The organism is Kribbella albertanoniae, from assembly GCF_004348455.1.
Classification (GTDB): domain Bacteria; phylum Actinomycetota; class Actinomycetes; order Propionibacteriales; family Kribbellaceae; genus Kribbella; species Kribbella albertanoniae.
In genome coordinates, this window is record NZ_SMKA01000298.1 from 1 (window position 1) to 11,089 (window position 11,089).

Below are 11,089 nucleotides of genomic sequence, written 5' to 3' on the forward strand. Positions count from 1 at the left end.
GGCCAGGTCGATGTCGATGGAGGCGCCGGTGTCGTTCGGGCTGGTCCACTCCGTGTCGGACAGGGTCACGGCCAGAGCGAGGATGCGGCCCTTGGGGATGATCTCGTCCTGGGCGCGCAGTGGCACCGTGACGGTGGTCCACTTGCCCGGTGTCAGCGGCTTCGGCTTGGACAGCGAATCGCTGTGGGCGGCGTCGATCCAGCCGCGACTGACGATCCCGTGGTCCGACTGTGCGGTGAGCTTCTCGACCTCGAAATAGCAGCCGTCGTCGTAGCTCGTCTTCGCCCCGTAGCAGGTCTCCGTGCCGGTACGGCGAACGCCCGAGTACCGCGCTGCGTCGCCGTACTCGATGAGTCGGGCGGTGATCGGCGTGGTGGTCGAGTCGGCCTTGATCCGCAGCGTGACGGTCGGCGTGCCACTGACCCGGATCGCGCTCGGCAGCGGTGCGGACACGAACATCTGGCGACCGGCGATCACCTCGGACGGCGTCGCGACGATGTCGTCCTCGGTCAGCTCGGGGTCGTCGGTGACGGTGACGGTTCCCTTGCCTGCGGCACCTAGTTTGCCTTCGGCCAGCGGGATCGGCATGGCCTGCTTCGCGGCAGGCCAGGTCTTGTAGTCGTTCCACTGGTCCGGCGCGGTTTCCACCGAGGCCATCGGCTCGCGCATCACGCCGTTCGGCAGACCCTGCAGCCAGTAGTCGAACCAGTCGTGCAGCTCGTCCACCCACTTGTCGCGGCGGAACTCGAACGGGTCGACGTGGTCCTCGAGACCCAGCCACAGCTTGCGCGGCACGTTGTTCTTGGCGAGTGCGGCCCACCACTGCGAGAAGTGGTTGGTCTGCACGTTGTAGTCGCTCAGGCCGTGCGTCATGAAGACCGAGGCCTTCACCTTGCTCGCGTCCTTGAGGTAGTCGCGCTCGGCCCAGAACTTCGTGTAGTCGCCGGTCTCGTCGTCGTCGTTGTCACCGAGGTCGGCGCGGACCGCGTCACAGGCCGGGGTGTCGTGGCCGACGTAGCCCGCGAGCCAGGGCATGTAGTCGTCGGAGTACGGCACGCCGCCGGAGCGGGTGTAGTCGTACCACGACGAGATCGCCGAGATCGGCACGATCGTCTTCAGGCCACGGACGCCGGTCGCGGCCACCCCGTTCGCCAGGGTGCCGTCGTACGACTTGCCGATCATGCCGACCGCGCCGGTCGTCCAGGACGCCGTCACCGGCGAGCCGTCCGAGGTGTGCGCGCTGTTGCGGCCGTTCAGCCAGTCGATCACCGCGACCACGGAGTCGATCTCGTCCTTGCCGCCGACGTCACCGCAGCCGGTCGAGCGGTTGGTGCCGACGATGTCGACGCCGACCATCGCGTACCCGCGGGGGACGAAGTAGTTGTCGTAGAACAGCGGCATCTTCTGGATGACGCCACTCTCGTCGTAGGTCTTCTTCTCGCTCTCGTTCCCGCGACCGCAGCAGGAGTAGTACGGCGAGGCGTCCATGATGACCGGGATCTTGCGGCCGGTCAGCGCGGTCTCGCTCGGCCGGACGATGTCGACCGCGATGGTGTCGTTCTTGCCGTCGGAGTCGGAGTCCATCGCGGTGTCGACGTACACCGACTCGCGGATCGCGTTCGCGTAGTCGTAGACCGGCTTGGTGCTGTGGGTGCGCTGGTCGATGTTCGACGGGGGCTCGGCCGGAGCCGGCGCGCCTCGGTCGGACCCGTCCGGCATCGGTGCGGCCGCGGCAGAACCGATGGCAGCACCGAAACAGAGCGCGGTGGACGAGACCAGGATCGTCACCCTGGTGCGGACGGTCGTCATGGCTGGGAAGGCTAGTCACTCGCGGGCCGCAAAGCCAGGTTCTGGGGAGATTGCCCGGGACTTGCCAGGTACTCACGGTCACGGTCGGCGTTCTGGGATGAGGCTTTCCGATAGTGTGACCGCCACCGCTCCTGGGGATGGCACAGAAGGGTTAGTCCAGTGAATCTGCGAGCACCGGTGACATTGCTGGACGTGGCACGGCGCGCTGGAGTGTCCGTCGCCACCGCTTCGCGCGTGCTCAACGGCGGGGATCGCGTGCCCCGCCCGGAGCTGCAGGAACGCGTCAAAGCGGCCGCCGACGAGCTCGGCTACACGCCGAACGCGCAGGCCCAGGCGCTGGCCAAGTCGTCGACGAACGTGGTCGGCATCCTCGTCCACGACATCGAGGACCCGTACTTCGCCGCGATCGCGAACGGCGTGATGCGGGCCGCCGACGAGCGCAACCTGCTGGTGATGATGGCCAGCACCTTCCGTGACGCCGAGCGTGAGATTGCTTACCTGGCCTCCTTGCGCGCCCAGCGCGCCCGGGCCGCGGTGATGATCGGTAGCCGGCGGACCGACGCTGAGAGCCTGGCCCGGACGTCGAGCGAGGTGTCCTCGTTCCTGAACTCCGGCGCGGGGCTGGCGCTGGTCAGTCAGTCCGGTATGCCGGCTCACACGATCGAGCCCGACAACCGGGCCGGCGCTGCCGAGCTGGCGCGTTCGCTGGCCGGGCTGGGCTGGCGCAAGTTCGGCATCCTCGGTGGGCCCGACGCACTCGCGACAGCACGCGATCGGCGCGACGGGTTCGTCGCAGGTCTGGCCGATTCCGGACTCGAGCCGGTCGCGATCGAGGCCGGCGACTTCACCCGGGACGGTGGACATGCCGCGGTCGAGCAGCTGCTGGATCGTGGCGTCGACATCGACTGCCTGTTCGCGGTCAACGACGTGATGGCGGTCGGTGCCATGTCCGCGCTGCGGGCGCGCGGCATCGACGTACCGGGACAGCTCGGTGTGGCCGGGTTCGACGACATCGCGACGCTGCGGGACGTCTGGCCGGGGCTGACCACTGTGCAGCTGCCGCTGGAGCAGATGGGCCGGCGTGCGCTCGAGCTGGCCATCGAGGGTGGCGACCCGACGACCGAGACCTTCAAGGCCGAGGTCGTCCTGCGCGAAAGCACCGCGCGCAGCTGAACTAGGCTCGGCAGCGTGACCGTTTCCGAGATCTTCGACCCGTCGGCCTGGAAGCAGGTCGACGGCTTCGAGCTGACCGACATCACCTACCACCGCGCGGTCGACGCAGGCGTCGTACGGATCGCGTTCAACCGGCCTGAGGTGCGCAACGCGTTCCGTCCGCACACCGTCGACGAGTTGTATCGGGTGCTCGACCACGCGCGGATGTCGTCCGACGTCGGCTGCGTGCTGCTGACCGGCAACGGCCCGTCACCGCGGGACGGCGGCTGGGCGTTCTGCTCCGGTGGCGACCAGCGGATCCGCGGCAAGGACGGTTACAAGTACGCCGAGGGGACCACCGCGGAGAGCATCGACCCGGCCAAGGCCGGGCGGCTGCACATCCTCGAAGTACAGCGGCTGATCCGGTTCATGTCGAAGGTCGTGATCTGCGTGGTCCCGGGCTGGGCCGCCGGTGGTGGGCACAGCCTGCACGTCGTTGCGGACCTGACGCTGGCCTCGGCCGAGCACGGGCGGTTCAAGCAGACCGACGCTGATGTGGCGTCGTTCGACGGTGGCTTCGGGTCGGCGTACCTCGCGCGACAGGTGGGACAGAAGTTCGCCCGGGAGATCTTCTTCCTCGGTGACGAGTACTCCGCCGAGGACGCCTACCGGATGGGCATGGTGAACAAGGTCGTGCCGCATGCCGAGCTCGAGGCGGTCGCCCTCGAGTGGGGCAAGAAGATCTGCGCGAAGTCGCCGACTGCTCAGCGAATGCTCAAGTACGCCTTCAACATGATCGACGACGGCCTGGTCGGGCAGCAGTTGTTCGCCGGTGAGGCGACGCGACTGGCCTACGGCACCGACGAGGCCGCCGAAGGCCGCGACTCGTTCCTGGAGAAGCGTCCCGCCGACTGGTCGCCGTACCCGTACGCGTTCTAGGGCTTGTGCCACTTCTGCACCGGGGCGCCGGTGCAGGAGCGGAGGACGAGGTCGGCGCCCTTGTTGCCGGACTCGGCGGTGACACATTTGTGGGTGTTGGGGTTGACCAGCTCACGCTTGTCGTTGAGCTGGAACTTCTGCGCCCACCCGCCGTTGCAGTTGGCGACCTGGATCCGGGTGCCGTCGGTGCTCTGGGCGTTCGCCACGTCCATGCACAGACCCAGTGAGCGGATCGTGCCGTCGGGCTGGAATCCCCAGCTCTGGTTGGCGTTTCCGGTGCACTCCCAGGCGATGAGCGGTGCGCCGTCGCGGCCGACACCGTCGCCGGCGTCCTTGATGTCGATACAGCGCTGGGAGTCGTCGCTCTTCAGCGTCATCGGCTGCGGCGTATCGGGCTTGATGCCCTCGGCAGTCTTGTCGCCGGTAGGGACCTTGACCGTTGTGGTCGTATTGGTGGTCTTGGTAGCCGTCATGGTCGCGATCGCCGTGGTGGTGGTGGCGGTCATGACGTTCGGCGGCAGCGTCACGGTCGCGGTGAGGTTCTTGCCCGGCACGGTGACGACCGTCGTGGTGTTCTTGCCCGGGACGGTCACCGTTGCCGGTGGCAACGTTACGGTCACCCCCGGCTTGAGCACCGTGGTGATGGACTTGCCTGGAGTCGGAACTCCGCCGGTCGGTGTGGTGCGCTGGTCAACCACTGGCGCGTCGGCCGCGTACACAGGTGAATTTCCACCGCCGGAATGCATCAGAGCCGGTACGGCGAACGCGATCCCGCCGACGAATCCGGTCACCAGCAGAGTGGCGGACCAGGCACGCCGGTCCGGCATTCGGCTCACCCGCGGCAGATCGGGCCGCTGGGCGAACGTGTCCGCGAAGCGTGACGACGAGGGCTTCGCCGTCGTGCCGGGGATTCGAGGTGACCTCACGTCAGCTCCTGGTGCTCTGGGACGGTAGGGCGGTCCGCTCATATGAGCGGCAGAGCTCATACCCACAAGGGTTTTCGGGCACTGTCACTGGGCAGGATCACCCGGTGACCGGCGTCTCGTCAAACGATGGCGAGTTTGTGATGCCGGTCACCGCACCAAACCGACCGGTCGTCGCACGAGACCTCTTTGTTGCGAGTTGTTCACACAGAGTTGTTGCCATGAGAGCGTTCTCAGATTACGTTGTCGACTGATCTGGGGGTCCTTCACCGAGCCGCCACGAGGGAGATCCATCATCGACGAGTGCGCGCGCCGGACCATCGTCATCGACCTGTGTCTGGCCGAACGAGACAGCCTGCGCAGGTATGTGACGAGCATCCTGGGCCGCGACAGCCACGCGGTCGAGGACGTCGTCCAGGAGACCCTGTTGCGAGCCTGGCAGTTGGCCGAGCGGATCGACTGGCACGACCGCCCGGTCCGGATGTGGTTGTTCCGGGTCGCCCGCAACCTGGTTGTCGACATCCACCGCCGCGACGGCCGCGCCGTACCGGTCGGTCTGGACGCGCCGGACTTCGAGACCGACCGCCACTCCGACGAGGTGGAGCAGGTGATCGACCGTCGCGTGCTGGTCGAGGTGCTCCGCCGGTTGTCCCCCGCGCACCGTGAGGTGGTCGCCCGGATCCACCTGCTCGGGCACCCCGGCGAAGAAGTCGCGGCCGTGCTCGGCGTCCCGCTCGGGACGGTGAAATCAAGGGCCCACAACGCTGTTCGGCAGATTCGCGCCGAGCTCAGCCGCGGAGATTGGGCCGGTGCTGCTGCATGACGGGGTTCGGCAGCAGTGGTGTGCGCGCCTTCCTCGGGTACGTCGGTGTCGCGCTGCTCGTCATCATCCTGGTCAACCTGCTGGTCCGGAAGCTGGGTGGCTGGAAGCGGCTGGGACGCTGGATCAAGCGGGAGACCCGCCGGACGGTCCACGCGTTCACCGAGCCGATCGCGGCCCGCCGTCGCTACCGCCGCCGGCTCCGCCTGCTGACCCAGGTGCTGCGGGACCAGGCTGCCTGGACCGCAGCCGAGCAGGTGATTGTTGCCGCGGCCAACCTTGTCCCCGGGACAGCGCCGTACGCCGTCGCACTCACCCGCAAGCGAGTTGGCGTACTGGTTGCAGGCCCTGAGGCGGATGCCGACCTGCCCGCGCCGTGGCAGCACGACGAGCAGGATCCGCGGTTGTGGTGGATCGACCGGGACAGCCTGCCCGAGCCGACCGCCCGTCCGACCGAGACGCCGCTGCTGGTCTGCCTCGGCACCGACAGCGGCGGCACCGCCGTACTGATGATCGATGTCCTGTCCGGACCTCGTACTTTGTCCGTGTACGGCGTGGACCGGATCGCCCGCTCGGTCGTCCAGGCGATCGCCGCCCAGCTCGACGTCCGGCTGCCGGTCGGGGCGATCGAAGTTGCCGAGGGCATCCATTCCCGCCATGACGGTTTGCCGCTTGCCGAGGCGCTGATCCGGCTCGGCGCCTGGTTCGTGGTCGGCGCGGAACCGCTGCAGGTACCCCTCCCGGCCGGTCGCCGGCTGCTCAGCCTCGGACCGGCGCGCGGTAGCTGCCGGTTGGTCGAGGCGCTGCCCGACCAGACTCTGCGACTGCATGGCGCGGCCGACTGGCTCCGGATCGATCCGTTGCCGTTGGCAATGGCCGTCGCCCGCTCGGTTCGCCGGTTGCCACCGCATGACTTCGGGACCGAGACCGCCGCGCTCGCTCATGAGCCGCTGGATGATCTCGACGACCTGAGCTTGCCGGAGGGGCCGATCGGAGTCTCAGCCACCGCTGGCGAGCCCTCTCGGAAGGCTGCTTCATGGAGCTGAACCTCACCACCGTAGAAGCCCGCTCCGGAGAGCGCTCGGACCGCCTCGTCCGCGTCCCGCGCGGCCTGTCGGTCGCCGGTCTGGCCGAGGGACTCGGCAAACCCGGTACGCCGCTCTTCCTCGGCCGCAGGCTGCTCGACCCCACGGCCGAGCTGGCTGGTTCCGGCGTTCGGACCGGGGGCGTGCTCGGGCTCGGCGGGCCGATCGACGTACCGGATCTGCTGCAGGGTCGTCCGACTGGCCAGGCGCCGGTCGTGGTCGAGTTGCACGCGGTCTCCGGTCCGGAGGCTGGTCGGGTGTGGCGGGTTGGGCCGGGCAGCCACGAGATCGGTTCGGATCCGCTTTGCACGATTCAGCTGGCCGGGAACGACGTACCGCAGGGTGGTCTGTGGGTGACGGTGGGGCCGGCCGGTGAAGCGTTCTGGCATCGGACCGACGATCTGACCGGGGCGGTGGCGAGTCGGCAGATCGGGCCGCCGGAGGACGACGCGGCGACCACGGCGATCCGGGTCGAGGACGAAGAGCATGCCGGCGATCCGGCGAAGTCGCAGCGGGTGGTCGATCCCGGTCACGCCGCGGTCGGCGAGGTGCGGGAGTGGCAGCCGGACGAGGACCTCGCGGCCGGCACCGTGCTGTTGCGATGCAGCGGCACGCTTGAGCCGCAGGCTGCAGTGCGGCTGGCAGACGACGGCTTCACCTTGGACTACAACCGGCCGCCGCGACTGGCGCCGCACCTGGACGACGAGAAGATCCGGCTGCCAACACCCCCGGCGCCGCCGCAGAAGCGGCCGTTCCCGTGGCCGGTCGTGATGGCCCCGGTGGTGCTCGGCCTCGTCATGGTCGGCCTGTTCAACTCCTACTACTTCCTCGTCTTCACGATGCTTAGCCCGATGATGATGGGGATGAACTTCTTCAGCTCCCGGAAGACCAACCGCGCTGATCACATCGAGGCCCGGGAGCGGTACTTCGCCCGGATGGCCGCGCTCGAGGAGGAGATCGAGGCCGCGGTCACGCGGGAGCGGTTGATCCGCAACCTGACTGCGCCCGACCCGGTGCGGATCGCGCAGTTGGCGACTCGTCCGGGCAGCCGGTTGTGGGAGCGCCGCCGTACTGATCCGGACTATCTGCTGCTCCGGCTCGGCACAGCCGACCAGGCTTCGCTGAAAGAGGTCGACGACCAGGGCCGCGAGGAGAACCACCGGACGATCCGCTGGACCATCCCGGATGCGCCGATCGCGCTGCCGATGCGTCAGCACGGCGTCCTCGGGATCGCCGGACCGGCCCCGACGATCCGCGGAGTTGCGCGGTGGCTGGCGATCCAGGCCGCCGTACTGCACTCGCCGCAGGCGCTGAAGATCGTCGTACTGGCTGATGAAGAGACGATCGACGACTGGCATTGGGTTCGCTGGCTGCCGCAGTTGCAGCCGGACCGCGCGCCGGCCGCGGTTCTGATCGCGAACGACGAATCGACGACGTACGCGCGGATCAGCGAACTGGTCGCGCAGGTGCAGGGTCGGCATCGGCGAATCGCGGCCGAGGGACAGTCGGCGCAGAACCGGCTGCCGGAGACCGAGGTCGTGGTGATCGCGGACGGTTCGCGGCGGCTGCGCGACGTACCGGGATTCATCCAGGTGCTGACCGAAGGGCCGGCGGTCGGCGTGTACTCGGTTTGCCTCGACCGCGACGAGCGTCTGTTGCCGGAGGAATGCGGCGCGGTGATCGCGGCCGAGGAGGAGACGCTGACGATCCGCCGGCCGGGCATCCCCGACCAGGAGGATGTCCGCGCCGACCTGGTCACGCCGCAGTGGTGTGAGCAGATCGCGCGGGCGCTCGCGCCGGTGCGGGACATCAGTCCGGATCACGATGCGGGGCTGCCGAAGCTGGTCAAGCTGCTCGACGAGCTCGAGCTGGAACCGCCGTCGGCCGAGCCGATCGTCGAGCGCTGGCGCCGTCGCCCGGCCAGTACGTCGTTCGTCCTGGGCACCGACTTCGACGGCCGCTTCTCGATCGACCTGGTGGCCGATGGGCCGCACGGACTGATCGCCGGTACGACGGGATCCGGCAAATCGGAGTTGTTGCAGACGATGGTCGCGTCGCTCGCGGTGGCGAACCGGCCGGACGAGCTGACGTTCGTCCTGATCGACTACAAGGGCGGTAGCGCGTTCAAGGAATGCGCCGGGCTGCCGCACACGCTCGGCATGGTCACCGACCTCGACTCGCATTTGGTCGAGCGGGTGCTGGTGTCGCTGGACGCCGAGCTGCGCCGCCGGGAGCGGATCCTGGCCGCGGCCGACGCGAAGGATCTGGTCGACTATCAGCTGAAGCGTGCTGCGGATCCGTCGATCGCGCGGTTGCCGCGGCTGCTGTTGGTGATCGACGAGTTCGCGGCGATGGTTGCCGAGATCCCCGATTTTGTCCCGGGTCTGATCAGCCTCGCCCAGCGCGGCCGATCGCTCGGGATCCACCTGATCCTGGCGACGCAGCGACCGGCAGGTGTGGTCACCGGTGATATTCGCGCTAACACCAACCTGCGGATCGCGCTTCGCGTCACCGACCAGTCCGAGAGCCAGGACGTCGTCGACGTGAACGAGGCTGCGTCGATCAGTACTGGGATTCCGGGGCGTGCGCTGATTCGCCGTGGTCCGCGGCTTGCGGATCTGTTCCAGACGGCGTGGGTCGGTGCGGAGCGGAAGGAAGACGTCGAGCCGAGCGGGCCGGTCGATCCGGCCGGTGTCACGGTGACCGAGCTGCCGTGGGAGTCCCTTGGTCGGCCGATCGAGCGTGCAGCTGAGGCGGAGGTCGAGGAGGCCGCTCCGACGGTGCCGCTGACCGATCTGCATGTCCTGGTCGAGGCGTTGCGCGATGCGGCGGCCGAGCTGCCGGACTTCGTCGTACAGCCGAAGCCGTGGCAGCCTGCGTTGGCGGCGCAGTTGTTGCTGGAAGATCTGCCGGATACCAGCGAGACCGAGATGTTCGTGCCGTATGCGCTGGAGGACATTCCGGCGCTGCAGCAGCAGCGGGTCGCGGGGATCGACTTCGACAGCTTTGGGCATCTGTATGTGATCGGTGCGCCGCGGTCCGGGCGTACGCAGGTGCTGCGGACGATGGCGGCTTCGGCGGCCAAGAGCTTGAGTGTTGCGGATGTGCACATCTATGGCATCGACGCGGCCGGTGGTGCGTTGGCGCCGCTTGAGACGCTGCCGCATTGTGGGGCGGTTGTTTCTCGGCACGACATGGAGCGGCTGACCCGGTTGCTGCGTCGCCTGAACCAGGAGCTGACTGAGCGGCAGGAGTTGGCCGGCCAGCACAATGCGACTGGGCTGAACGAGCTGCGCAAGGCGTTGCCGAAGGCGAAGCGGCCGGCGCACATCATGGTTCTGATCGACGGCTGGGATGCGTTGTCGACGATGCTCGACGACCATGACAGCGGCAACCTGTTCGGTGAGGTACTGCGTCTGCTCCGCGAAGGTGGTGGTCTGGGGATCCACCTGATCGCGACTTCGGAGCGGTCGCTGCTTGGTGGGCGGCTCTCGTCGCACAACGACCACAAGCTTCTGCTCCGGCAGGCGGACCGGACTGATTACCAGGCGGCTGGGCTGCGGTTGGCGAAGGTACCGGCGATGGTTGCACCGGGGCGCGGTTGGCACGTACTGACCGGGACCGAGACGCAGGTCGCCGTACTGGCTGAGGGCGGTGGTTCGGCTCAGGTGGAGGCCATCCGGTCTATCGCTGCTGAGGCGAAGAAGCGTGACTTCAAGGTCTCGGACGCCCGGCGGCCGTTCACGATCGCGGAGCTGCCGACCTCGGTCGAGTTCGCCGAGGCGTACGAAAAGGTCGCGGCTGCGGATCGGCGTCCGCAATGGGGGCTGATCGGACTCGGTGGCGACGAGGGCGGTGCGATCGGTGTCGACCTCGGTGGGGTCAGTTCGTCGTACGCCGTCCTTGGTTCACCGGGGTCGGGACGCAGCAACGCGCTGTCGTGTCTGGCGGTTTCGCTGCTCGCCGCGGGGACCTCGCTGGTCGTCATCACACCGCGCGAGTCGCCACTGCGGATGCTGCAACGGCACCCGCAGGTCGCGCTGATGAGTCAGTCCGATCCGGCCGAGGACGTCCTGCGCGCCACGCTGGACGGGCTGCCCGGTCCGAAGGTCGTCGTGATCGACGACGCCGACCTGCTGATGTCAGCCGCCGCGGACAAGGTGCTGAAGGACATCGTGGTCTCGGGCCGCGACCAAGGCGTCGGCCTGATCTTCGCCGCCACCACCGACGGCTTCCAGTCCGGCCTCAGCGGCTGGTCCTCGGCCGCCCGCCGAGCCCGCCGCGGCCTGTTGCTGGAGGCCCGCTCCATGTCCGACGGCGAGTTGATCGGTGTCCGCGTCGGCTCCAACATCACCCGAGCC

General features: G+C 68.3%; 7 protein-coding genes. 5 read left to right on the plus strand and 2 right to left on the minus strand.

All coding sequences use genetic code 11. The annotated features are described in order from the left end of the window. The coding region (locus E1261_RS38380; RefSeq protein ID WP_132414666.1) for a Xaa-Pro dipeptidyl-peptidase at positions 1–1,809 on the minus strand (1,809 nt) is incomplete at its 3' end. Between the two features lie 159 nt (positions 1,810–1,968). On the opposite strand from E1261_RS38380, the gene E1261_RS38385 reads away from it, so the two are divergent. Together E1261_RS38385 and E1261_RS38390 are read left to right on the plus strand one after the other, a co-directional pair. Further along, positions 1,969–2,982: a LacI family DNA-binding transcriptional regulator gene (locus tag E1261_RS38385; protein WP_132414667.1), complete on the plus strand. Its 1,014-nt coding sequence runs from the start codon at positions 1,969–1,971 to the stop codon at positions 2,980–2,982. A 15-nt stretch (positions 2,983–2,997) separates the two neighbouring features. Beyond that, positions 2,998–3,900, plus strand: coding sequence for a 1,4-dihydroxy-2-naphthoyl-CoA synthase (locus tag E1261_RS38390; RefSeq protein WP_132414668.1), 903 nt, complete (start codon positions 2,998–3,000; stop codon positions 3,898–3,900). Here the strand turns inward: E1261_RS38390 and E1261_RS38395 are convergent. After that, positions 3,897–4,826: an RICIN domain-containing protein gene (locus E1261_RS38395; RefSeq protein WP_165952786.1), complete on the minus strand. Its 930-nt coding sequence runs from the start codon at positions 4,824–4,826 to the stop codon at positions 3,897–3,899. The two genes, E1261_RS38390 and E1261_RS38395, sit on opposite strands and share 4 nt — an antisense overlap. Before the next feature lie 196 nt (positions 4,827–5,022). Between E1261_RS38395 and E1261_RS38400 the strand changes: the two genes are divergently transcribed. The 3 genes from E1261_RS38400 to E1261_RS38410 all read left to right on the plus strand — a co-directional run. Next, complete coding sequence (locus E1261_RS38400; protein WP_272948634.1) at positions 5,023–5,646, plus strand: sigma-70 family RNA polymerase sigma factor; 624 nt, start codon at positions 5,023–5,025, stop codon at positions 5,644–5,646. After that, the gene (locus E1261_RS38405; protein WP_132414670.1) at positions 5,643–6,689 is read left to right on the plus strand and encodes a hypothetical protein; all 1,047 of its coding nucleotides are present in this window, start codon (positions 5,643–5,645) and stop codon (positions 6,687–6,689) included. Before E1261_RS38400 ends, E1261_RS38405 begins: the two co-directional genes overlap by 4 nt. Continuing rightward, positions 6,680–11,089, plus strand: a 4,410-nt coding sequence (locus tag E1261_RS38410; RefSeq protein WP_132414671.1) for an FtsK/SpoIIIE domain-containing protein, incomplete at its 3' end; no start/stop codon positions are given. The genes E1261_RS38405 and E1261_RS38410, both read left to right, overlap by 10 nt.

Bases quoted from the DNA above. Each gene is read 5' to 3' on its own strand.
- E1261_RS38405 (WP_132414670.1), top strand. From the start codon at position 5,643: ATGACGGGGTTCGGCAGCAGTGGTGTGCGCGCCTTCCTCGGGTACGTC.